Raw genomic sequence first — 23,927 nt, forward strand, 5'->3', positions numbered from 1 at the left:
TCTTATGCCCGCCTAATCCCGTGAGGAATGTCCCTTCCTATTGTAGCGGGAACGCGCCCGCCGTTTCTAACGGAAAACAGACTCGTTATTGTCATTATTCGGACATTGTCGTTTCCGCAGGCTGTCCGCGTTTATCGGGGAAGCTCCGCCCGGAACTCCTGGGGCGTCATCCCGAACTTGTTTTTAAACGTTTTGGAGAAATACGAGAAGCTGGAATAGCCAACGGAGGCGGCTACGATCCCGATAGAAGCTCCGGTATGCTCCAGCATCGATTTGGCTTCCTTCATACGCTCGCTCACGACATAATCCGAAAGCGCAACGCCGGTCTGCTTTTTGAACAATTTGGCCAAGTAGTCCGGATTCAGATACACGTGATTGGCAATATCTTTACGCGTCAAGGGCTGGTCCAGATTCGCGGCGATGAAGACCTGCACCTTATCCACGATGCTCTCGCTTTCTTCCCGCTCATGCAGATTAGCCATAGCAATTTCGATGACATGCCCCGCCCATTCGTTCAGCTCGACGAAGGAACGCGTTACGACGAGCGCCTGCTCGGGCGACAAGAGGTCGGAGAATATGTCATGAGCCTTCAACCCTTTGGCATGAAGCACATAGTAGATCATTTGAATAAAGTCGTGATAAAAATAATGAAGAATGCGCGCGCTTCCCTTCTCCCTCGCTTTAATCCGGTTCAGATACGATTGTACCTCGCTCAGCAGCCGCTCCCGCTCCCCCTGCTTCAGCAGCTCGGTCCACTCGCTCACAAGCGGGTTATCCGTCAGCTTCGCGTCGCGCTCCGTTTCCTCCTGCGCAGGCTGCTCCTCCATAAAATAGGCTTGATTTACGTGAATGACGTTATTTTTATGAAATCCGCCCAAGCTTTCGACAAGCTCGCTTATTTGATGAAGATAGGCAGGTCTGCCGATATAGCAGGACAATTCGCAGTACATGCTCTGGTTGCAAAATTGAATGAACGCCCGGCACTTATCTCTCCAGTCGAGCTTCTCCCGCTCCTCCTCTCCGTCATCCAGGCAAGGCAGAAGCGCGATCATCGAACCGGCATGCCACGGAATGACTTGGCCCATGTCCTGATTCGGAATCAGACTATGGGCCGCGGCATTGCGCAGCGCATACTCCATAATTTTCTCGTCGCGCGGAGCGAGCTTTCTTCTCCATCGCTGCACGCTGATCAGAATCGGCGCGAATCGCGTCTGCCCGGTGTACGGAATGTTGCGCAATGCCAACGCTTTATCGATCTCCTGCGGATCGGAAGACAGCGTCCGGTTGAGCAGATCGAGCCAGAACCTTTCGATAATGAGCGGCTGATGCTGCTGCCATAAAGTGAAGTAGTGGGCGTAGCTTCGTTTGAATTCCGCCTCCTGCCGCCGTTTTTCCACCTTATCCAGCACTTTGCCGATAACTTCCTCCAGCTCGCTGTAGCGTACGGGCTTCAGCAAGTAATCGTGACTGCCAAGCTGAATGGCCTGCTTGGCATACGCGAAATCCCCATGGCAGGTCAGGAAGATGCACTCTTTCTCCGGATAATGCTCCCTGACCCACATCAGCAGCTCAAGTCCGCTGCCTTCGGGCATCTCGATATCGCAGATCAGAAAATCGACCGGGTAGCTGCTTATCAGCTCCTTGGCTTGACGTATATTGGAAGCGAGATGGACATGCCCGACCCGCAGGCCGTTCCAATCCACCCCCGACTGCAGCCCGTCCAGAGCGTAACGCTCATCGTCCACCAGCAGCGCTTGATACATCGTATTCCTCCTCCCTTGCCTTTCTATAAGTTATCGGCAGCCGAATTTGCACAATCGCCCCGCAATCGATCCCGTTCGAGAAATAGACGCCGGCGTCGTCTTCCTCGTACAGCAGGCGCACTCTGCGCTGAATGTTCCAAATGCCGATATGGTTCCCCAGCTCGTCGCCGATGTCGATGCCCTCGGACAGCTTGTCCAGCACATCCTCGTCGAAGCCTTTGCCCGTATCGCGAATATCGATCCACATCCAGAGCGGATCTTCCCAGTCGACATACGCCTTAACCGATATATGCAGCGGATTGTCCATTGAAACGGCATGCTTGATGGCATTCTCGACAAAGGTCTGGCAGACGAGCGGCGGTACCAGAACATCCATGCAAGGATCTTCGACCGTGATCGACGCCGTGAGCTTGTCGGGGAAGCGCAGCTCCTGGATTCGGACGTAATTGCGCGTATGCCCTATCTCGTCCTGCAGCGGCACCAAAGACATATTGCTGCGGAACATATACCGGAAATGCTGCACCAGACTGAGCGACATATCTTGAATGAGCTGGAAATTTTTTACCTGAGCCAGATGATAGACGATATTTAGCGAATTGAGAAAAAAATGCGGATTGATTTGCAGCTGAAGATGCTTAAGCTCCGTCTTCTGATTGTTCAACTGCTCCTCGTAAACGTTAATTTTTAATTCCTTAATTTGCGTCGCCATCGCATTGAACGTTTCATTGATGATCGCAAATTCGTCCGAAGAAGCTTTCGGATCGATCCGCACTTCCCAGTCGCCGGATTTAATTTTGCGCATGGCCGAAACGAGCCGCTTCATCGGAACGAGCACCGCCCGCCGCAAAAAGAAATAGACGATCGGCAGCACAATGAAGGTCGCCACAACGATCATGATCACAATCCGGCGCAGCGGCGGAATGTTCTCCATTATTTGCTTGTCGTGGATCAGGGCGACCACGCGAAAGGCCCCTTTGTTCGAGCTCTTGCTGACGACCATATAGGAGCTTCCTCTCCCCTCCATCCGATAAGAACCGGCAGGAGCGTAAAGCTTGATCCCCTCCCGGTCCAGCAGCGGATCGTCAGCAACAGGCTCGTCCTGTTCGTTGACGAGAACGAACCGGCCTCCCGTCCCCAAATCGGCCGATCCGAACGGCGCCATCATTTGATCCGTGCTCATCACCGCGCCGAGCAGCACGTTGCCGTACCGGATGATCCGGTACAAGGAGGGGGGCTGATCGCCCTCCTGACGGAGAAACCAGAGATTGCGGTCGGTATACCCGTCGAAATCTTCCGTAAACAGAAGGGACAGCGCGTTCTTCAGCCGTTCCTGCTCCGGATAGGTCATCGTTTGGCTCTGCGCGGCGATCAGATCCTCGTTCGTCTGCGAATAAACGAAGAACATCTCGATCTTATCGTAATACACGGCGTCATTCCCCAGCTTGTTGTGAACGCGGATTCGCGCCAGATTGTATGCCTCGGCATCATTGGCCTCCGGCACGTCCAGCGCCAGCAGGTCGGATTCCTTGGCGATCAAGTTATACAAATATTTGTCGATATCCTCCAGCTCCCGATCCAGCGTCCCCATATACATGCTCAGGACGTTCTCGTTGGAATGGGCGACCTGATTGCGAATCACCTCCGTGGCGTAAAAGTTGTAATAAATCAGCATCAAGCTTAATGGGAGAATAAGCAGCAGAAAGACAAATAAAATCTTGTTGCGCAGCGATTGGAACAGCTTTTGCCTCCATTCCGTCATGTACCGCCTCATGCACCCCCGCTCCTTTCGGCGCCAATCGGCTTATCAACGGACAAGCACGCTGAATTTTTTTCTATCTTATCACGATGAAGCGCTTTCAACAATTGTCTTTCCCAAATCTTCGATAAAGCCGGGTGCGAAAGGACGGTGAAAAGTAATTGATTAGGCTTAAATTAAAGGACTTATACGCAAAACTGGAAAGACGCAAAAAGAAATCGCGGAAGATATGAAAATAAGGGAAGCGACGTTAAGCGGCTTATCCAATAATCTTCGGACGTCAATTGACATACTGCAAAGGCATCCAAGCTACTTTCCAGATGCCTTCACGGTTCTGAATGAGTTGAAACGCTTTCTCCTCCTTCGGATTTCCGATGCCGTCAGTCATCCATATCACAGCGCTCTTCTCGTCGATTTCTTCTACCAACTCATGAGTTTGCTTCAGCTCAGTCCACATTTTTCGGGAACGCTCTATCGTGACCTTATCATTTGAAATATCATTTATATATGATTGGTAACTCGGTATATCGTAATCAGGGTCTTTGATAAAAAGCGCGTAGCTCACTTCGTAGTCGCCCGCTTCCGATGCCTTTACATAAAACTTGAATACGTCAAGCGGTGAAAGCTTCCGAAGCAATTCCTCGTCTTTTTTCTCAGCAAATTGTTCATACCGTTTCTCCATCTCATTTGAGAGCGTCCATTGCGCGGTTTCGTTCGGCCTTACTTGGTCTGTTTGTTGTAGAATCATGGTCCCCTCCGAATCCGCTTCCCATACCGCTTCATAATCTCCATACCATCGCAGGTCTGTTTCCTGTCCGTAACAACTTGGCGACCCCAATGGAGATACAGTTGCTTTTGTTGCAGGCCGGACTAACAACCGTCCTTCCTTTTGCATTCCAACTGCCCGGATTGAATTGTCTGCAGTCCCTTGAGTTTCCAAGTTTTCAGCACTTGCGTTCACTAGTTGTTTGTGCTGATTGGATGATTCTATAGCCTTTTCCTGTGGGTTTACCGAATTACATGAGGACAAAATAAAAATAGCCGATATGAAGCATAGAACGGCAACGGCAACATTGTTTCGCATAAGCTCCCCCCCTCAAATTTTCACTTTACGATTATGACGACACCAATACAATGAAAGTTGCGCAACACCCAGCTTTCACTTGTTCCAGCCGGGTATAATCCGCCACGCTTATGACGCGTTCCCCACGTGGCTGTACGTGTGGAACCGCCTCGACAGCGCGAAATATTGAAGAAGGCGGGTTAATCGATAGAAGCAATTAAAATAATTGGCATTTGCTTTCTGCATGAAACTGCGAATTTTGGATTGACGTTATTTCCCCAATTAATGACAAACGGCGCCTTTTGGCGCCGCCGCTATTTTCCCATGTCGCCGGGAACCCGCGTCATTACTGGTTTTTCCGAACCGCGATTATGTTACATAACAGACTCGCGTTCGTTATTCCGGCTTCTGCCGTTTATGCTTCGTCAGAGGAAGAGCCCTCGTCTAACGGCTCCATGCCGAGCCCGTCCCATTCGGAATAAAATTGCTCCAGGAACGCCTCCATATACTTATGCCGTGCGACAGCCATCCGCTTGCCCGTCTCCGTGTTCATCAAGCCGGACAGCTTCAGCAGCTTCTCGTAGAAATGATTGATTGCGGGAGATGAACCCTTGCGGTATTCCTCATGCGTCATGGTTTCCCGGTATGGCTGCATGGGGTCGTAGATGACGCTCCCTTTCCAGCCTGCATAGGCAAACGTACGGGCGATCCCGATCGCCCCGAGCGCATCGATCCGGTCCGCATCCTGGACGACCTGCGCTTCCTTCGTCCGAACCGGAGGATTATGGCCTCCTTTATAAGACATCGTTCCAATAATTTCCATAACATGAGCCGCATCGGACTCATCTACCTCATACTCGGCCAGCCTCTCCCGCACCTTGGCCATACCTGCTTCGGCGGTAGGATTCAGCTTCTCGTCGGCAATATCGTGCAGCAGCGCGGCCAGCTCGCAGACGAACGCGTCGGCTTGTTCCTGCCGGGCGATATACCGGGCTATCCGCGTCACGCGGACGATATGCCACCAGTCGTGTCCGCTCGAATCGGACTCCAGCTCGCGCCGCACATCCTCGGCGGCCTTCAGCAATATTCGTTCCTTGGTCATAACAGTCGATTCCTCCTTCGTTCCCGGCTACTATCCGAACCCGAGTATACCTGCTTCCGCCTGCCGCTTCAACCTAAAACGGGAGCTTTTCGGTACAGCCATACAAGCAAACGGTTGGCCGCATTCATATTCTACAAAACATGCGTACCGCAAACAATAAGCCGGTAACAGGGTAATGAAAGGAGTGAGGAACAATGGCTACAGGCGTCGTGGACGTATACGAATCGGAAGACTTGAAAGACAATCAGATCGTTCTGGTCGCTTGCGGGGCCGGTCTGTCGGGCGAACTGAGGACCATCCCGAACGGGGCCGGATTGACTTTGAAAAAAGCGGCCATTGAAAGCAAAATCGTCGTCCGGCATGAGAGCGGCAGCGAGTGCCCGTTTAGCTATATGGAGATCGGCCCGGCTCTGGCCAAAACCTTCGGCCTGAAGAACGGCCAGCGCGTCAGTCTGGACTTCTCCCCCGGAACCGGAGCGCTCCTGCTGTATCCGCAAACCGTCAGCAGCTCCTCCGGCCTGCTGCTTGCCGAGCTGCGCAAGGGCAGAGAAGGCGCCATCGTCATCGGCTATGCGCTGCTCAGCTGGCTGGGGATTCCGGAGAAAGCGGCCGGCACGGCCATCACGTTAACCAGAGGCGCCGCAAGCAAGAAATTGCGCCTGATCATACCGGCTAACGAATTGGACGAAACGTTCCGCTTAACGCCCGCAACGATGCGCAGCTTCGGCCTTGCGCCGCGGAGAAAGTGGCGGCTTTCATATAACCGGACGACCAGAACGCTGCAACTTTCTGCTGCAGCAGCCTTGCCGAAACGAGTGAAGAAGGTAAAGAAAATTTAATATCCATATTTTTCTATAACTGTATCTCAAATCGCTGATAACCATGTATAGTTAAACTGGGTTTATTTTTCATGCGTAGGAGGTATGGTTGTTGAACTGGCTTGTCTTGCTGCATGTATTATCCGCTATTATCGGCATCGGACCGACTTACTTCAGCCATGTGCTGTACCGCCGCAGACAGTCGGTTGCAGAGCTGAAGCAGTCGATCCGGCTGAATAAAATGCTGGATTTTTTTCCGGTTGCCGGAGGAAGCGTCGCGATCGTCACCGGCATTGCGCTCGTAGCGCTGTCGAAGCTGCATTTTCTTGATCTTTGGATCGCCGGTTCGCTAGTTATTTATATCCTCATTCAATATATTATCGTCGCCCAAGTCATTCCCGAGCGAAGGAGGCTGCGGGAAGCTCTCGCCGATCCCGCCTTAAGGGATCGGGATATGCTGTCCGCCGAGCTGCAGCAGCAGGTCGCTTCCATTAATAAGCGGCTGTATGCGGCGACGCTGCTCGGCCTTCTGCTGTTCGCCGCGATGATCGTCAAACCGGAGCTTCCTTAACCTGCCTTATTCCGGAAAAAGAAATAACAGCCTGCCTTCCGCCGAGACGGAACACGCAGGCTGTTTGTTTATATGCGGGCCAGCAAAAGCGCCAGCAGCGCGGTGCGCAGCGGAATCTCCGCCACGTTCACATATTCCCCGGGCGCATGAGCGAAATCGCCGCTCGCCCCGAGTCCGTCGAGCGTCGGCACGCCGCAGGCGGCGGTAAAATTGCCGTCGCTGACGCCGCCGGTCGCGGCCTCGCCGAGCTCGAAGCCGAGCTCCTCGCGGGCAATGACTCGGGCAAGCTCGAACAGCCGGCCGCTCTCGGCGGTGCGCTCCATCGGCGGCCGCATCATCCGGCCGCTCACCGCCACCTGCGCGAGCGGGTGGTGCGGCTTCAGCCCGAGCAGCGCCGCATGCACGCGCTCGGCCTCGGCCGTCGTCGGCACGCGAACGTCGATTTCGGCCTCGGCGAAATCGGCGACGACGTTCGTGCCGATCCCCCCGCGGACGATGCCGACGTTCACGTTCGTGCCGACGGAGGCGTCGGACATTGCATGCAGGCGCTGAATCTGCAGCGCCAGCTCATGGATCGCGGAGACGCCGCGATCCGGCGCAACCCCGGCGTGCGCGGATACCCCGCGCACTTCCAGCCTGTACCGCCCGCTCCCTTTGCGGGCGGTCTTGAGCGCGCCCATCGGAGCCATGGGCGGCTCCAATACGAGCGCCGCGTCCGCTCCGCGCGCGAGCTCTTCGATCAGCCCGCGCGAAGCCGGGCTGCCGATCTCCTCGTCGCTGTTGAGGAACAACAGCGCGCGAGTATCCGCAGGCCACGCTCCGCTGTCCTGCAGCGCCTTCATGGCGTACAAGGCCTGCAGCACGCCGGCCTTCATGTCGTACACCCCGGGGCCGTACGCCCGCCCTTCGCGGATGGCGAACGGCCGCCGGGCGGCCTCTCCTTCCGGCCATACCGTATCGTAATGGCCGACCAGCAAAATACGGCGCGATCCCGTTCCCGCTTCGATCAGAAGCCGGTCGCCCGCCTCCGGATGGGGCAGCCGGGTCGCCTTCGCCGTGAGCAGCCGCTCCGCCGTCGCGGCGAACCATTCGGCCATCCGGTCGTTATGGGCTTTGCTCTTCGAGGGCGAGTCCATGTTGACGCATGCTTCGAGCAGCGCGAGCAGCTCCGGCATATAGCTTTCTATTCTGGCAAGTAATGACATCGCTCTCCTTAACCTTTCCTGACAATGGTTCTGAGAGGACACCTGACGGTATCCCGGTTATAAGTACAATTTATAGTTTGTTCCGCGTTCGCCGTGCCGGGGACTCAAACCGCCTTAATGGGCTTGAGAGTTCGAGCCGAACAGCCGGTCCAGGCCGTAGACGAATTCGAGAATCAGAATAAAGACGAGACTGAGCAAAATGACCACCGAGGAGATCGAAGCGACCAGCGGATCGAGCGTCTCCTGCATATAGCTGAAGATGGCCAGCGGCAGCGTCGTCGTCTGCGGCGACACCAGAAATAACGAAACCGTCACGTTATCGAACGAGGTCAGAAACGAGAAAATAAATCCGGAGATCAGCGCCGGCTTCAGCAGCGGCAGCGTAATATCCCGGAACACCTGCCCCGGCTTCGCCCCGAGAATATAAGCCGCCCGCTCCAGCGTATAATCGTAGGAGCTGAGCCCGGTCAGCGTCAGCCTGACGACGAACGGCACCGAGATCAGAATATGCGTGGCGAGCAGCCCCCAGAACGTCCCGGCAATGGCGATGCGGGTGAAAAACAGCAGCGCCGCAATCCCGATAATAAGCGACGGAATCGTTAGAGGCGAAAGCATCAGCGCATGAATCAGCTTTTTGCCGCGAAAGGAATATTTGTGCAGCGCCAGCGCTCCCAAAGTGCCGGCCAGCGTAGCGAGCACCGCCGTGATCGCCGCCAGCTCCAGACTGAAGATGAAGGCGTCGATGAATTCAGGCCGGTCGGCGATTTTGGCGTACCATTTGAACGAGAACCCTTCGGGCGGGAAGGTCAGCACATTTTTCGAAGTCAACGAAACCGGAATAACGACCAGAAGCGGCGAGATGACGAATATAATAACAATCGCAGTAATGAAGCCTAGTAGAGGAAATCGCCGCATCATGATGAAAACACCTCTTTATACCGTTTCGTTTCGATGATTCTCGTAAACAGGGCAACCAGCGCGTAAGTCGAGGCCAGCAGCAGGAACGACAAGGCTGCCCCTAACGGCCAATTGAGCGTCGCCATAATTTTCTCGTACGCGATCACCGGCAGCACTTTGACCGAGGTTCCCCCCATCAATGCCGGCGTGACGAAGGCGCTCATCGACAAGCTGAACACAAGCGTAATGCCAGCGATCATCCCCGGCAGGCTGAGCGGCAGCGTGATGGTCAGGAACGACTTCAGCCGGGACGCCCCGAGAATGCCGGCCGCCTTATAGAGCGAGGCGTCGATGGCGTACAGGCTGGTGGCGATCGACAACACCATGTAGACGACGAACGAGTCGGTCAAGCCGATGACGACGCCAAGCTCGTTGTAGAGCAGCCGCAGCGGCTTATCGATCAGCCCCAGCTTGATGAGCGTCGCATTGATCCAGCCCTTCTCGCCGAGGATCACGACCCAGCCGAAGTTGCGGATAACGACGCTGATCAGATGCGGGGAAATGATCAGGAACGTCACGATACCCCGCAGCTTTCCGGTCGTTTTGGCCATGAACATCGCCACCGGATAAGCCAGAACCAAGGTCACGATAACCGTATACACGCTGAGCCGGATCGTCCGCCACAGCACTTGAAGATAGTAAGGGTCCTGCACGAACAGCGCATAATTATGCAGCGTCAACCGCTGCTGCTCATCCTGCACGCTCTGCAGGAAAATATACAGCATCGGGATCAGGAACGCGCCGAGCAGCACGATAAGACCGGGGGCGAGCAGCAGGAGCGCCGTGCGCAGCGATCCTTGGGATTTTGCCGTGGATGACGCCATCGTTTATCGCTCCTTCCCGGGGAAGACGAATACATCGTCCGGATTCCAGCACACCGTCACGGCTTGCCCCGTTTCAAGCCTTCCTTGCTGAGCCGCCGATTGCACGCGCACCGTTAAGGATTCGCTGCCGACCGCCACCTCGCATTCGACGAAGGCTCCGAGGAAGGACAGCTGCCTGACCCGCCCCTGCGCGCAGGCGTAACGGCTGCCGCTTGCCGACTCGCCGTCCGGCGCCAGCATCAGCTTCTCCGGCCGGATATAGATCGAGACGCGCTGGCCGGCGGCGAAGCTACTTCCGCGCGGGCTTGCCTGTAGCTCGAATGCGCCTCCCGCATCCCCTGCGGACAGCGCAAGCCTGGTCCCCTGTATCCCTGTCACTTTACCTTGCATCCGGTTCGACTTGCCGATGAACGTGTGAACGAACTCGCTCGCCGGTTCGTTATAAATGTCCCAAGGCGTGCCGATCTGCTCGACTTTGCCGTGATCCAGCACGACGATGCGGTCGGACAAATACAAAGCTTCCTCCTGATCGTGAGTGACGAAGATCGTCGTAACGCCCGTCTCCTGATGCAGACGCTTCAATTCATCTCTCAGCTCTTCGCGCAGCTTAGCGTCGAGATTGCTGAGCGGTTCGTCCAGCAGCAAGAGCGACGGTTCGGTGACGAGCGCCCTCGCGATAGCGATCCGCTGGCGCTGGCCGCCGGACAGCTGCTTCGGATAGCGGTCCGCCACATGCGGCAGCTTCACCAGCTCCAGCACGCGCCGCACCCTGCTCTGGATCTCCGCCTTCGGCACCTTGCGCAGCTTCAGGCCGTATGCGACATTGTTTGCCACCGTCATGTGGGGAAACAGCGAGTACGTCTGAAACACCATGCCCAAATCCCGCTTATTGGCCGCAACGCCGTTCATTCGTTTTCCTTTGATGATCAGCTCCCCCTGATCGGGATCGAGAAAGCCTGCGATCATATTCAACGTCGTTGTCTTGCCGCAGCCTGAAGGGCCGAGGAAGGAGATGCACTCTCCCTGCTCGATTTGCAAATCAAAGTTGTCCACCACCACGTTCGAACCGAACGTTTTTCGTATGCTATGCAGCTCTACATCGTATGTTTTGGCCACGTTCTCTCACCTATTTTCCTACACTGGGTGCAATCTCTTTGTTGAACCGGTCAATCCACTCCGGCGTTTTCGCGCCTACGGTCTCCAGATCGAATTTCACAACCTTGCTGCGATCGAACTCCAGCTGCTTCGCCGTATCGTCCGGCAGCTTCACATCCGTCGCTGGATTATAATACAGCTTGCCGGCATACAGCTTTTGCACTTCGTCCGATAGCAGGAATTCGACGAACAGCTTGGCGGCATTCGGATTTTTGGCTCCCTTGACGATCGTCGCTACGTTAGGCACCAGATTGGCTCCCTCTTTCGGCACGACGAATTTCAGCTCCAGCCCGGCATCCTTCTGCACCAGACTGCGGGCCATCGTCCAGGTCGTATAAACGGCGCTCTTGTTTTGCAGGTTTTGCTGGAGCTGTGCAGCGCTCTTCGCAAATGTAGGCATGTAGCCTGCGATCGTTTTCATTTTGGCGAAGCCTTGATCCATATTACTCTCGCTGCCGCCGTTGGCGTAGGCCAGCATGATCAACGTAGAGCGGCCGAAATTGCTGGAAATTTCGGACAAGGTCAGGTTGCCCTTCATCTCCGGTTTGGTCAGATCGTTCCATGAAGCCGGCACCGGGAGATTCTTCTCCTTCACGAGCGCTTCGTTATACGAAATGCCCATCGGCGTAAAATTGACCGCTACTCCGCTGTTGTCCTTCATCTTCAAGTCGCCGGACACCCTCTTCATACTAGGAATATCCGCCTCGCTCAGCGATTCCCACAATCCTTCCACGCGGCCCGCTTCCTGCTCCCCGCCTTCCACGATCGTTACGTCCATTTGCGGCGACGCCTTTTGTGCCTTCGCTTTGGCAACGATTTCAGTGGAAACGCCGGAGACGTAAGTCAATTTGACGTCGGGGTATTTCTCATTGAACTTTTTGAAAATTTCATCCTTCATCAGCTGCTCGACGGTTGCGCCGTTGCCGGCCACTACCAACTGCTTCTCCGGCTTCAAACCGTCCGCCGTTTTACCTTCAGCCGCCGGAGCCGGATCGGCCGGTTTGCCGGGCGACGAACCACAGCCCGCCAGAATGCTTCCAAACAGTAGTACGGCAGATAATGCGGAGATAGTCTTTTTCTTCATGATGATCCTCCCTTATAATTGCTGTTTATATGGTATAGGAATTCGCAGGAGCGGCAGCCGGACAGCCCGGCTTATCGCTTGCCGCAAACGCCTTGCCAAATACGTAAGAAACGGCCGTAAAAATCCGAAGAGATGAATGCCGCCACTCGGCCGGGATAAGCCGCCCTGGCCCTGTGAATGTGAAGAAAGCGGATTCAAAGACGGGAACGAGCGTTGCCGGTTCGTTTGCCGCCGGCTTCGTTACTGGGTTAAACAAGGATAAGTAAAAGTTTTTGCAATTTCGCCTTGTTCACTATGCGTGAACAATGTATACTATATGTGAACCATAAAACGATATTAGCATGAAATATCCGTTTTATCAATTGGAAATGTTCAAAATTTTATTGCTAATTGCCTTCGCTTCTTCATCGTTCCGGGCCATTGCCGGCCTCTCGGAATGAATAGGCTTCCACTAGGAAAAATGAAAGCATTGTGATAAAATACCAATATTTTCGTACTTGTCTAAGGGAGAAGGAAACCAATGGAAACGTATTTGTCCTCCGTTAAAAATAGCTGTCATCTGTTGAAGCTGTTCCTCGACTCGCCCAAAGAGCTGGGCGTTACCGATCTGAGCAAACGGTTAGGCTTGTCCAAAGGCGCCGTCCACAAGCTCCTTATTACGTTGGAGAGCGAAGGGCTTATTCGTCAAAACCCGAACAACAAGCAGTACTCGCTGGGCTATACGCTGCTTGAGCTCGGCAACAAAGTGCTCAAGGATCATAACATGGTCGAATTTGCCCGTCCCCATCTGCTCAATCTGGCTTCCGCTACGAAGGAGCTCGTCTGCCTGTGCGTTATCGACGGCAAGGATGCCATCTATGTCGACAAGATCGACTCTCAGTATCCGATCCGCTTCGATATCGAGGTGTACCGCCGCTTTCCGCTGTACGCAACGAGCGCATCGCGGTCGATTCTCGCCTTTCAGGACGAGGCATTTATCGACGCCGTCCTCGGCGAGGAGCTTCGGACTTTTACGCCGCATTCCCTTAAGGACCCGAAGGACGTCAAACTGCGATTGGCCGCTATCCGCGAACGCGGCTATGAGATGAGCTCCAATCTGCGCAACGTCGGCGTTACCGGAATCGCAGCCCCGATCTTTGACGCAGCGGGGCAGGTTATCGCATCGATCAGTACGATCGGCCCTACCGATCGGATGGTCCCGGCCCAAGAGCAGTGGACGGCGGCGGTTTTGACCGCGACCCGCACGATTTCCTCCGGCCTCGGCTATAAGGGCTGAAGCCTGCGCGATGGTTTCACATAAAAAAGCAGCTGCCCTAGGATAAGGCGGCTGCTTACTTTTTTTATCATATCAAATTTGAACTTTGGCTTAGCCAAGCTGAAAGCGTACGAACCTTACGGTCGTCGTCGACGCCGGAGCCGCCATCTCCGTATCGAGACGATATTCAGAACGAACTGGCGGTCCTGCATTTCCGCAGGCATGATATACGAGCAGCTGATCACATAGGGCGTATTCGTCATGATCTCCTGCGTTGTCGTGGTTTGGCGGTTGCCCGCATACGTCAATCCGTTCTCCGTTAGAGGCCGCACCCTATCATTTCCTGAATTTCCCTCGAATGATTTTAGGTGGCTGCCTTTTCGTAACCATGTCGCTCAAGATTTATATACAAGGAGTAGATTAGTGAAAAAGATACGATGGTTGAAACGCAGCAGACGCACAGGCAAAATCATACTAAGTTGTATCGTCGCATTTCAGGCGCTCGCCTTCTTGCCCTCTCCGCTGCCATCCAAGCTGCAGCTGACGGGAGTAGTGCAGGCTGCAGAACCTATGGTCGTCAGTACCTGGATGTGGAATCCGTATGCCATCGACGAAGGCAATACACTGGAGATGCTGACGGAGCGCCGGGTGAACCGGGTCTATTTGTTTATCGATACGGACTATCCCGAATCTTACTACAGCCGCTTTATCCGTGAAGCCAAGGCCAGAGGCATCGCCGTCCATGCGCTGAGCGGAGCGCCGAATTGGGTGCTTCCGGAGCATAATAAGAAGATGTACGATTTCATCTATTGGGTGAAGCAGTACAATAGCCGGGTTCAACCCGATGAGCGGTTCGCGGGCATTCATCTGGACGTCGAGCCGTATGTTCTGCCCGAATGGAGGAACGATCCCGATGCTGTGATGGGCTTATGGATGGATACGGTGAGCGGGTTCCGCGAAGAGGTCAAATCCGATTCGGATTTGACGGTCGGGATGGATATGCCGGTCTGGCTTGAGCATTTTCAAGTGAGGGACGGCTACGGCGGCCGGACGACACTGTCCGACTGGTTCCTTCGCCGTATGGACCAGGTGACCCTGATGGCTTATGTCGACAATGCCGACGGGATTGAAGAGTCGGTGAGGACAGAGCTTAACGAGGCGGATCAAGCCGGCGTTCCCGTGCTTGTGGCCATCGATACGGTCGACAGCGGCGAAGCCGGCGGCAGCTTTTACGATAAAGGACAGGCCGCCATGTCCGGTGAGCTGGGTTCCATGATTAGCAAAGTCAGCGGCCATGCTTCCTTCCGGGGCTACAGCATCCACGATTGGGACAGCTGGCTGAAGCTCGGTGAGTAATGCGGCCACGGCAGAAGCATAGCCTGGCGTGAGGGTCCGAAGCCTTGTTCGGAAAAAATAATACTGGCAACTTGTCAGAACGCTTGATCTGGATAACAGAGCGGCTGTAACGGACGAGATAGCAGCTCTAGCTTGAGCGAATAGGTTCAACGTCAAGGCAGCTGCAGCAGGAGGGAGAGCCTCGTAGTAGCAAGGGGCTCTCTTTTTGGATTTTGGTGGTTTTTTATGGAAAAATTTTAATATTCCCAATAAATGGTGTAAACTAAAATACACACTTATTACTTTGTTAAAATGCTTTTTATTTTTCAGCAGCTATTAGAAGTCTGGTGAAAAAAGAGCGGAGGGGCCATTTGAATCTGGAAAAGCGTAAGCGTTCGCCTTTGAAAACGGATTCTCTCCGCAGAAAAACGAAAAACAATCCAAAGAATCCGTTTTCAACAGCGATTGGAGGATCAAATGGACACCGCAGCGGACTTTTTCACCACCCTTTTAGTGTGCAAGCTAAAATCGAAAAAAATTGCAGAAAAGAGGTTGATAAGGATGATTAAAATATATGTACTGTTAATGACTATAGTTTTAATTATCACAAGTTGTAATAGTAACCACGTATCTTCTTCCACCAACATAGAAACCGAGATTAAAAAAGAAGAAATAACTTTTAAGGAACTAATTTCCACTCAAAATTCTTCAAAAGGAGTTATAGCCTTTTATGAAACTGAAAAAGGGTTAAACTCAGCATTTTTCAGCAAAAAAGAAGAAAAATTATCGTTAGAGTTAAAGGATGGTACACTTGAACGTCCTAATGAAGCGAACATAAATGTATCGTATATCGAATCGAATCGTGGCAGTGAAGATCATTTTAAAATGTTTTATGGAACTACCAATAGAAAGAATATTGAGCGTGTTACTGTGAAATATAGCGATGGAGGAAATATTCAAATAAATGATGCGAATATAATAAAAACCAACAAAGATTATATTATTTGGTATGTTATACCTGATAAGTTAAGTAATTATCATCTTGAAAAAATTGAAATTAAGGGGTATTTAAGTGACGGCAAGGAAATCACATTTTAAAGGTCCTAATTAACCAGCTATACCGTATAAAAAATAAAATACAAGCACGTTTACTCACATCGCCCAGAGTCTGTAAAGGCTTGGGTATTAGACGGGAGTTTACCACGAGCTACATCCCTATCAAATGTCTTTTCACCGGATGCTGATCGAGGTTTAAAATCTCCATAATCGTTATCTGCTTCCCAAGTTGAAAACCGGGTACTCGGAAGGGTATTTACCGCCTGTTACCCTTACATCAGCCCCTTTTGCCCCCCTCGGTGTAAACTCAAACTCAGTTTTGGGGAATTGCCTTTGTAAAGCGCTCGGAAGTTCTTGCCCCTTTGCCTCATTAGCTCATCATAATGAACTTTGTTGCCAAGTTCATGGACTGAGACCCTTCCAAACCAATCACTGTTCCATCTACTTGTTGGAATCGATGATCGATAACTGAACCTTATCGCATCAGCTTCGCTAGAAGCGTTACTTTTACGGTTGCATCGCCATGATCCAAAGCATCGGTCAGTTCAATTATTCTCTGTACATCCGCCGCCCTTGTAACATACTGATCCAAAATTTCATCATAGTGTCCCCTCGGATCAACACATCCAAGAGGTGAGTTGTGGCAGTACGTATACAAATTCAAACTCAACGGATTCGTAATATCCCCTTCATACGTATCCTCACTAATAAACCGTCCCATACTTGGATCATACCATCTGGCCCGAAGATATTCCTGTAGTAACGCTCTGTCAGGCCGTTTTCCATACGCTCGTATAACAGCCCGTCTTCCATTATACTTGTAAGTTACCGTTCTGCCGTCTTTAGTAGCGGATATTAATTGATCCCATACATCATATGTGTAATCCATGGCGTTAACTTCAGGAAGCCTGTTGCTATTCCACTGTGTATGGTTCCCGCGGCTATTGTACTCATAGTATTCACTATATTAGCTATTGAAACGGATACATTGAGCGGGCTACTACACCGAGTCCAAATCTGGATAAAACAGTATGAGTTCCTTCCAAATTTCCAGCTCCCCCGTCCATCTCCAACCCCCATTCGGAAATCCCCGACCTCCAACATGACAAAATTGAAAGATTGGCGTAAGGGAAATCAATGGTTTCTTTTTTCACGAACGGTTACTGTGTGGATAAAGATTCTTTAAAGGAGTGTTTGCTGATTATGCTGGAAGTTCGCAATGTTTCCAAGGTTTATGAAGGCAAGGTAAATTACCGGGCGTTGTCCGATCTTAACTTTACGGTGAAGAAGGGCGAATTCGTCGGAGTTATGGGCCCCTCGGGCAGCGGGAAGACGACTCTGCTCAATGTCATCTCGACGATCGACAAGCCCTCGGCCGGCGAGGTGTATATCGACGGGAAGCCCGCGTTCGGGTTGAATAAGCGGCAGCTCGCGCTGTTTCGGCGCCGGGAGCTCGGGTTCGTCTTCCAGGATTTCAACCTGCTGAGTACGCTCACCGTCAAAGAAAATATTATTTTCCCCCTTACATTGGAAAATATTAGCGTCGCCGAACAGGACGGGCGGGTGAACCGGATCGCGGACAAGCTCGGCATCTCTCATATATTGAATAAACGCACGTATGAAATATCCGGGGGACAATCCCAGCGCACGGCAATCGCCCGGGCCCTCGTCCATGATCCCAAATTGATTTTGGCCGACGAGCCTACGGGCAATCTCGATTCCAAAGCGGCCAAGGACGTGCTGGAAACGCTCCAAAAGCTGAACAAGGACGACGGCGCAACGATGATGATGGTTACGCATGACGCCCAGGCGGCCAGCTACTGCGACCGGATTATTTTTATCAAAGACGGTATGCTTTACCGGGAGCTGCAGCGGATGGACAGCCGCAAGGAATTTTTCGAGGATATTATGAATGTACTTACGTCTTTAGGGGGGGCATCCGATGAACTTTCGTCAGTTCGCCTTTAAGAACGTCATCCGCAACAAGCGGCTGTACGCCGGCTACTTTTTCAGCTGCGCGTTTTCGGTCATGATTTTCTTCGTTTACTCGATGCTCGCGTTCCACCCCGACCTCAACTTTTCCGATAAGGGCTCTTATGGCCAGGGCGCCAAGACGAGCATGGACGTATCGCAATACATTATTTATGTATTTACGTTCTTCTTTATTTTATATTCGATGAGCGCCTTCCTGAAATCGCGCAAAAAGGAATTCGGCATCGGCATGATGCTGGGGATGTCGGAGCTGCAGCTGAGACGGCTGGTGTTTCTTGAAAATGTCATGATCGGTCTGGCCTCGACTGCAGCAGGGATTGCCGCAGGATTGCTGCTGTCCAAAGGCATTCTTATGCTGGGCACCTCCCTGCTGACGCTGGAGCAGCCGCTCGCTTTCTATTGGCCGGTAAGAGCGGCTTTGCTGACTTTTGCCGCCTTCACTTTGCTGTTTCTGTTCATTTCGCTATTCACCGCGATAATCCTTCGCAGCAGCTCGCTCATCGATCTGCTGAAAGGAACGGCCAAGCCGAAACCGGAGCCGAAAGCTTCCGCGCCGCTTGCCGTACTTGCCGCTGTACTCCTTGCCGTCGGCTATGCCGCGGCCTTTATCGTCAAAGGCGTACTCGTGCTGTTTGCGCTGCTTCCTGTGGCCGTTATCGTCAGCATAGGCACCTACTTCCTGTTTACGCAGCTGAGTGTTTATGTCATCCGCAAGCTAAAGGGAAATCAGGAGTTGTACCGCAGCCGCACGAACCTGGTTACGCTGTCGGATCTTGCTTACCGCATGAAGGACAACGCGCGGATGTTTTTCCTGGTGGCCATGATATCGACAGTGTCCTTTTGCGCTATCGGCACGCTGGTCGGAATGAAGTCCATGTTTACGGGCCAGCTGTCCGAGGCACTCCCCGTCATGAAATACGAATCTTACTCCGGCAACGGCCTCGAGGCGGAGCAGACGGCGCTTATCGAGCAGTCGTTGGCAAATGCGGGGATCGATTATAAGCCGTATGTTATCCATAAAAAATCATCTGCAAATACCGCGACGAATAAAACGTATAAATTTGTATCCGTGACGGAATATAACATTTTGATGAATGACAACGCAGTGGTCGGGGATAAGGACGCCCTGTTGTTTTATCCCGACGATATGGGATTCGGCGGGCGAGCCCGCGAACAAACCGGGAAGATCGCATCGCAGGACGGCAGCGTATTCGCCGTGACGCAAAGCGGCGTCATGCCGATTCGGCTGCAGCAGCTCGGCTATGCGGACGTAGCGGTCATATCGGACGCCGCCTTTCAAGCAATGCCCGCATCGCAGGAGGATTCCGCTTCTTTCGTATACGATGTGACGGATTGGCGGAGCACCTTGGCCGTATCGAAGGAACTGAACCTGCTGCTGGAGGGCGGCGAAAAGCAATACGAGTTTATTTCCAGAGCCTATGCGGTGCATGAAAATAATCAGTCGTTCGGACAAATTTTGTTAACCGGTCTGTTCATTGGAGCCGTATTCTTCGTCGCCGCGGGCAGCTTCCTGTACTTCCGGCTGTATGCCGATCTGCCTCAGGACTGCGTGCAGTACCGCGCCATTACGAAGCTGGGCCTAACGGAGGGCGAGTTGTCGAGGATCGTATCGGTACAGATCGGGCTGCTGTTCTTCGTGCCGATTGTTGTTGCCGTTGTCCATGGCGCCGTGGCGCTGAATACGCTGCAAAATACGTTCGGCGTCAATCTGTTCAAGGAGTCGGCGCTCGTGCTGGGCGCATTCACGGTGATTCAAATCGTTTATTTCTTGTTCATTCGCGCCGGTTATGTCAAAAAATTGAAGGAAGCCGTTCAGTAGACTGGCGGGAAGGAAACGAATGTGACGCTCTGATCAAGGCGGTTCACGAAAACAAATACAAAGGCAGGCTGGAACATAATGATTCCGGCCTGCCTTTTTTCGGAAGGGCGGCGAGTTCGTCGCGTCCTGCGATTTTTCACCGGACATTTAGGAGTCTGTCCGACGAAACAGGAAAAGCATAGTTTCGTCGCGAAACTTAACTGTAATCTGTTTATCTGGTAAAAAAGGGTGTGTGGTTTATGGCAAAATTTAAATCTTACTCCACGGAACAAGGTGAATTGTTTCCGATGTATTTGAGCGATTGGATCCCTGAAGATCATTTAGTGCGGCTTGTTAGCGACATCGTGGATCAGTTGGATCTCACGGTCATGACAAATCGGTATTCCCATCGCGGAGAAGAAGCCTATCACCCCGCCATGCTTTTGAAGTTATGGTTCTATGGCTATGCTACGGGTGTGTTCACCTCCCGGACCCTTCGTCAGGCTATGGATGAAAATATTCCTTTTCGTTGGCTATGTGGCGGCCATCGACCGGATTTCCGTACGCTCAGCGATTTTCGAAAGGATCACCTCGAATCATTACCGGGACTTTTCAAACAAGTGGTACACATCGCCATACAGCTAGGGTACGTGTCCCTCGGTCATGTCAGCATCGATGGTTCGAAGCTGAAAGCCCATGCATCGAAGCATAAGTCGATGTCGCGAGATCGGATGAACCAGGAAATCGAGCGTCTGGAAAAGGAAATCCGCGAAGCTCTCGAGCAAGCCGGCCAGATAGACGACCAAGAGAACGAAGAGCCCCTTTCGCTGTTGCCGGAATCGGTGACCAATCGCCAATCCCGACTTGAAAAAATCAGAGAGGCGCTCAGACAGTTGGAAACTCGCAAACCGGTAGAGGAATCGAAGACACCGGACAAAGATCAATTCAACTTTACCGATCCAGATTCCCAAATCATGGATACGAAAACCCAAGGCGTCATCCAAGGATATAATCCGCAAATTGCCGTAGATGCGGATCAGGGATTCATCGTCGGACTGCAGATGAACCCTAGCAGCAGCGACCAACACCAATTCCAGCCGGTGCTCGGTTCCATCCGCAACATAACGGGAAAGGTGCCCGAGAAAGTGAGTGCGGACGCAGGGTACTTTAGTGCGGACAACATTCAGGCGGCGACGAAGGCCGAGACCGACGCCTACATCGCGGCAACCCGTGAAAACAAGCAGCACGGGAATCCGTACGATAAAACCAACTTTACGTATATCCCGGAAACGGATACCTATGTGTGCCCAGCGGGACAAACGCTGATCCACAAGTACACATACTATGAAAAGGATCCTCAAAAAGCGACTCAATGGGTGTATATGAGCGATGCCTGCCTGACCTGCCCGTTTCAAAAGGACTGCGTTAAGTCCGGATCCGGTAAACGAAGGGTCAAACGCAATGAAGGCGATCCGATCCGAGAAGCCATGAGAACCAAAGTGCAAAGCGATGCCGGTAAAGACATTTACCGGTTACGTAAAGCCATCGTGGAACCCGCGTGGGGGCAAATGAAAGAATGTCAGGGCTTTCGTCAGTTTCACCTCCGTGGCGAAGATAAGGTTGAGGGTGAGTTCGTCCTTTTGGCTTTAAGCTATAATTTAAGAAAGCTTCATTCTGCCAGATATCCCAAACCATCCACGGTGTATAAACGGGAGAGGTCTGCCCAAAAACGTAAAAAAGCGGCGTAACTCCCACAAAGGCAAAGAAAGACACAGTGATTATACTCAAATCGTGATGAAAAATCATTTGAAAACCGAGTCTTACTCCGAAGGGACCTACAAAAGTAACTCCGTCGGACAGACTCTTAGAAGGGTGGTGAAAAAGTCCGCTGCGGCGTCCATTTGATCCTCCAATCGCTGTTGAAAACGGATCCTTTGGATTGTTTTTTCGTTTTTCTGTGGAGAGAATCCGTTTTCAAAGGCGAACGCTTACGCTTTTCCAGATTCAAATGGCCCCTCCGCTCTTTTTTCACCACGCTTTTAGAAGTGTGGTGAAAAACAAGCAGCCTATTCGTCTACATAAGTCCTGTTAAGCCGCCCCAACAGCTCGGCGAACGTATCCAGCTCTTCCGGCGTCCAATCCTTCAGCAAGCGCGAGTAGCGTTCGACGCGAGCCTGCCCGATCAGCTCCAGCTCCTGAAGCCCCGCTTCATTAATCTGAAACGAGCTGGCCCGGCCGTCCGTAGGGTCGGCAATTCTGCGGACGTAGCCTTTCTTCTCAATGACGGCCATCTGCCGGCTGACCGTGGATACATCGAGCCGGAATTCCTGCGCCAGCGCCTTCACTCCGGCCGGCCCGTGCTCCTTCAGCTGAAGCAGCAGCAAATAAGTCGAACGGTCCACAATCCGCTGATCTTTGCCGGGACTGACGAAATTGGCGCGCCGGACGAGCTTCGCCAGCTCTACTTCGATTTCCGTCAGCTTGTTCCTATCAAGCACCAAGCTTACTCCCCCTGTTCCATCATCCTTCCATTTTACCATATTGACAGTTTCAAAAAAAAGTCCGTATAATACCAAAGTAGTTGATTGTATCATGCAACTATATGCATAATTTATTAGCACTGCCATTTGAGGAGGCCCCTAGCCCATGAGTACCGCAGCAAAACCGGATTCGTTTTGGCCGATTATTTACGCCGTCTTTTTCGGCAATTTCCTGGCCATTTTAAGCACGACTACGATTAATGTAGCCTTTCCCCTCTTTATCGACAACTTCCATACGAGCTTGAACACGGTGCAATGGATTATGTCCGGCTTCGTGTTGGCTACAGGAGTCATCGCCCCGGCCGTCGGCTACCTCGGCGACCAGCTCAGCTACAAACGGCTGTATATGATCGCCATGGGAGGCTTCACCCTATCCTCCGCGCTGTGCATCTCCGCCTGGAACATCGAATCGCTCATTACGTTCCGGGTCATCCAAGGTCTGTTCAGCGGCATGATCATGCCGACCACGATGACGATCATTTACCAAGTCGTGCAAAAGGATAAGCAGCCGTTCGCCATGAGCTTATGGAGCCTATCGTCGATGCTGGCGCCCGCCTTCGGCCCGACGCTCGGCGGCTGGATGGTCGAATATTTCGGCTGGAGATCGATATTCGTCATCAATCTGCCCATCGGCGTCGCCGCCGTGATCGCAATCATCAAGTATATCCCGTACTACCGCTTGAGCGAAAAGAAATCGTTCGACAAGATCGGCCTTGCCGCCGTAACGATCAGCAGCACCGCTCTTCTAATGGCTTTCAGCCAAGGCAGCGTATGGGGCTGGACTTCCGGCAAGCTGCTTACGGTTATGCTGGGAGGCTTCGCTTTTTTGGCGTTTTTTATCAAATGGGAGCTCACCGTATCCAGTCCACTGCTCCAATTAAGGTTGTTTAAAAACGTCCGGTTTACGCTAAGCTTGGTCATCAACTGTGTCATTACCATTTCGCTTTATGCCGTCAGCATCCTGATCCCGCTATTTTTGCAAAATGTCAAGCATATGTCCGTTCTTCATACCGGGCTCATATTGCTGCCGGGCTCGCTCGCCCTCGCCGCCTGCTCGCCTATTACCGGCAAGCTGTATACCAAGATCGGTCCGCTTCGGCTGATCGCCTCCGGAATCGCGCTGATCGGAATCGCTACGCTTGCGCTGACGAATATGGGACTGCAAACGACGGCGGCCTACATTATCCTATGGCTCGTCATCCGCTATATCGGAGTCGCTTTATGCAATATGCCGGTGACGAACCTGGGAATGAGCTCGATTCCGCGGGAAAACTCCGGGCACGGCTCCGCCATCACCAACTGGGTGCGCCAAGGCATCGCTTCCCTGTCTATCGGCATATTCAGCTCGCTGCTCGTGACGCGGACGAATGTTCATTTGCAGCAGCTTGGCCAAACCGGCTCGGCAGGAGATCAAGAGCTGCTTCGCGAGCAGGCATCCGCTCTCGGAGTGAACGATGTATTTATGATCGGCACGATCGTCGCCGCGGCGGCGCTTCCGTTAGTGTGGCTGCTGCGCAAGCCGAAGCCTCAGACCGCGGCCGCAAGCGCCGCGCAGGCAAGGAACTGACCTTATCGGCGCTCCGACGTATAGCTTAAGTGAGGGAATCGTGGGGCGGGAAATTCCGGCCTCTG

At 52.7% G+C, this 23,927-nt stretch carries 22 protein-coding genes; 10 read left to right on the plus strand and 12 right to left on the minus strand.

From position 1 onward, the window contains the following. Nucleotides 1-131: 131 nt before the first annotated feature. The 4 genes from SK3146_RS08255 to SK3146_RS08270 form a co-directional block, all read right to left on the minus strand. On the minus strand, nucleotides 132-1,763 hold the full coding sequence (locus tag SK3146_RS08255; RefSeq protein ID WP_249864629.1) for a response regulator: 1,632 nt from the start codon (nucleotides 1,761-1,763) through the stop codon (nucleotides 132-134). Continuing rightward, nucleotides 1,735-3,534 (minus strand): sensor histidine kinase, encoded by a 1,800-nt coding sequence (locus SK3146_RS08260; protein ID WP_249864630.1) that lies wholly within the window; start codon nucleotides 3,532-3,534, stop codon nucleotides 1,735-1,737. The genes SK3146_RS08255 and SK3146_RS08260 overlap by 29 nt, the downstream gene beginning before the upstream one ends. A gap of 265 nt (nucleotides 3,535-3,799) precedes the next feature. Further along, nucleotides 3,800-4,603, minus strand: coding sequence for a hypothetical protein (locus SK3146_RS08265; RefSeq protein ID WP_249864631.1), 804 nt, complete (start codon nucleotides 4,601-4,603; stop codon nucleotides 3,800-3,802). Nucleotides 4,604-4,997: 394 nt separating this feature from the next. After that, nucleotides 4,998-5,684, minus strand: a complete 687-nt coding sequence (locus SK3146_RS08270; protein ID WP_249864632.1) for an HD domain-containing protein — start codon at nucleotides 5,682-5,684, stop codon at nucleotides 4,998-5,000. 194 nt (nucleotides 5,685-5,878) lie between these two features. On the opposite strand from SK3146_RS08270, the gene SK3146_RS08275 reads away from it, so the two are divergent. Beyond that, on the plus strand, nucleotides 5,879-6,523 hold the full coding sequence (locus tag SK3146_RS08275) for a hypothetical protein (RefSeq protein ID WP_249864633.1): 645 nt from the start codon (nucleotides 5,879-5,881) through the stop codon (nucleotides 6,521-6,523). A gap of 91 nt (nucleotides 6,524-6,614) precedes the next feature. Beyond that, on the plus strand, nucleotides 6,615-7,073 hold the full coding sequence (locus SK3146_RS08280) for a DUF2269 family protein (protein ID WP_249864634.1): 459 nt from the start codon (nucleotides 6,615-6,617) through the stop codon (nucleotides 7,071-7,073). Between the two features lie 68 nt (nucleotides 7,074-7,141). Here the strand turns inward: SK3146_RS08280 and SK3146_RS08285 are convergent, their stop codons facing one another. The 5 genes from SK3146_RS08285 to SK3146_RS08305 form a co-directional block, all read right to left on the minus strand. Continuing rightward, nucleotides 7,142-8,278 (minus strand): M20 family metallopeptidase, encoded by a 1,137-nt coding sequence (locus SK3146_RS08285; protein WP_249866226.1) that lies wholly within the window; start codon nucleotides 8,276-8,278, stop codon nucleotides 7,142-7,144. A 114-nt stretch (nucleotides 8,279-8,392) separates the two neighbouring features. Further along, nucleotides 8,393-9,196: an ABC transporter permease gene (locus SK3146_RS08290; protein ID WP_375295562.1), complete on the minus strand. Its 804-nt coding sequence runs from the start codon at nucleotides 9,194-9,196 to the stop codon at nucleotides 8,393-8,395. Continuing rightward, nucleotides 9,193-10,059 carry an ABC transporter permease gene (locus tag SK3146_RS08295; RefSeq protein ID WP_249864635.1) on the minus strand — a complete coding sequence of 289 codons (867 nt, stop codon included), beginning with the start codon at nucleotides 10,057-10,059 and terminating at the stop codon, nucleotides 9,193-9,195. The genes SK3146_RS08290 and SK3146_RS08295 overlap by 4 nt, the downstream gene beginning before the upstream one ends. Nucleotides 10,060-10,062: 3 nt before the next feature. Further along, the gene (locus tag SK3146_RS08300; protein WP_249864636.1) at nucleotides 10,063-11,175 is read right to left on the minus strand and encodes an ABC transporter ATP-binding protein; all 1,113 of its coding nucleotides are present in this window, start codon (nucleotides 11,173-11,175) and stop codon (nucleotides 10,063-10,065) included. A gap of 10 nt (nucleotides 11,176-11,185) precedes the next feature. Further along, on the minus strand, nucleotides 11,186-12,298 hold the full coding sequence (locus SK3146_RS08305; RefSeq protein WP_249864637.1) for an ABC transporter substrate-binding protein: 1,113 nt from the start codon (nucleotides 12,296-12,298) through the stop codon (nucleotides 11,186-11,188). A gap of 520 nt (nucleotides 12,299-12,818) precedes the next feature. Here SK3146_RS08305 and SK3146_RS08310 point away from each other — a divergent pair. Next, complete coding sequence (locus tag SK3146_RS08310) at nucleotides 12,819-13,574, plus strand: IclR family transcriptional regulator (protein ID WP_249864638.1); 756 nt, start codon at nucleotides 12,819-12,821, stop codon at nucleotides 13,572-13,574. Between the two features lie 116 nt (nucleotides 13,575-13,690). On the opposite strand, the gene SK3146_RS08315 is transcribed toward SK3146_RS08310, so the two are convergent. Further along, entirely contained in the window at nucleotides 13,691-13,885 is a 195-nt protein-coding gene (locus SK3146_RS08315) for a hypothetical protein (RefSeq protein WP_249864639.1), read from the minus strand. 91 nt (nucleotides 13,886-13,976) lie between these two features. Between SK3146_RS08315 and SK3146_RS08320 the strand changes: the two genes are divergently transcribed. From SK3146_RS08320 to SK3146_RS08330, 3 genes are all read left to right on the plus strand, one after another. Next, a complete protein-coding gene (locus SK3146_RS08320; RefSeq protein WP_249864640.1) occupies nucleotides 13,977-14,909 on the plus strand; it encodes a hypothetical protein in 933 nt (310 codons plus the stop codon). Nucleotides 14,910-15,259: 350 nt separating this feature from the next. After that, nucleotides 15,260-15,457, plus strand: a complete 198-nt coding sequence (locus SK3146_RS08325; protein ID WP_249864641.1) for a hypothetical protein — start codon at nucleotides 15,260-15,262, stop codon at nucleotides 15,455-15,457. Between the two features lie 16 nt (nucleotides 15,458-15,473). Continuing rightward, nucleotides 15,474-15,986: a hypothetical protein gene (locus tag SK3146_RS08330; protein ID WP_249864642.1), complete on the plus strand. Its 513-nt coding sequence runs from the start codon at nucleotides 15,474-15,476 to the stop codon at nucleotides 15,984-15,986. 433 nt (nucleotides 15,987-16,419) lie between these two features. Here SK3146_RS08330 and SK3146_RS08335 read toward each other — a convergent pair whose 3' ends face one another. Beyond that, nucleotides 16,420-16,833, minus strand: a complete 414-nt coding sequence (locus SK3146_RS08335; protein ID WP_249864643.1) for an RHS repeat-associated core domain-containing protein — start codon at nucleotides 16,831-16,833, stop codon at nucleotides 16,420-16,422. 314 nt (nucleotides 16,834-17,147) lie between these two features. Between SK3146_RS08335 and SK3146_RS08340 the strand changes: the two genes are divergently transcribed. The 3 genes from SK3146_RS08340 (at nucleotide 17,148) to SK3146_RS08350 (ending at nucleotide 21,503) form a co-directional block, all read left to right on the plus strand. Then, a complete protein-coding gene (locus tag SK3146_RS08340) occupies nucleotides 17,148-17,912 on the plus strand; it encodes an ABC transporter ATP-binding protein (protein WP_249866228.1) in 765 nt (254 codons plus the stop codon). Further along, a complete protein-coding gene (locus tag SK3146_RS08345) occupies nucleotides 17,887-19,776 on the plus strand; it encodes an FtsX-like permease family protein (RefSeq protein ID WP_249864644.1) in 1,890 nt (629 codons plus the stop codon). Before SK3146_RS08340 ends, SK3146_RS08345 begins: the two co-directional genes overlap by 26 nt. Before the next feature lie 239 nt (nucleotides 19,777-20,015). Continuing rightward, the gene (locus SK3146_RS08350; RefSeq protein ID WP_249861330.1) at nucleotides 20,016-21,503 is read left to right on the plus strand and encodes an IS1182 family transposase; all 1,488 of its coding nucleotides are present in this window, start codon (nucleotides 20,016-20,018) and stop codon (nucleotides 21,501-21,503) included. Nucleotides 21,504-21,821: 318 nt separating this feature from the next. Here SK3146_RS08350 and SK3146_RS08355 read toward each other — a convergent pair whose 3' ends face one another. After that, nucleotides 21,822-22,253, minus strand: coding sequence for a MarR family winged helix-turn-helix transcriptional regulator (locus tag SK3146_RS08355; RefSeq protein WP_249866229.1), 432 nt, complete (start codon nucleotides 22,251-22,253; stop codon nucleotides 21,822-21,824). A gap of 148 nt (nucleotides 22,254-22,401) precedes the next feature. Between SK3146_RS08355 and SK3146_RS08360 the strand changes: the two genes are divergently transcribed. After that, complete coding sequence (locus tag SK3146_RS08360) at nucleotides 22,402-23,862, plus strand: MDR family MFS transporter (RefSeq protein ID WP_249864645.1); 1,461 nt, start codon at nucleotides 22,402-22,404, stop codon at nucleotides 23,860-23,862. The last annotated feature ends 65 nt before the right edge of the window (nucleotides 23,863-23,927 follow it).

This window comes from Paenibacillus konkukensis (assembly GCF_023523925.1).
GTDB lineage: Bacteria > Bacillota > Bacilli > Paenibacillales > NBRC-103111 > Paenibacillus_S > Paenibacillus_S doosanensis.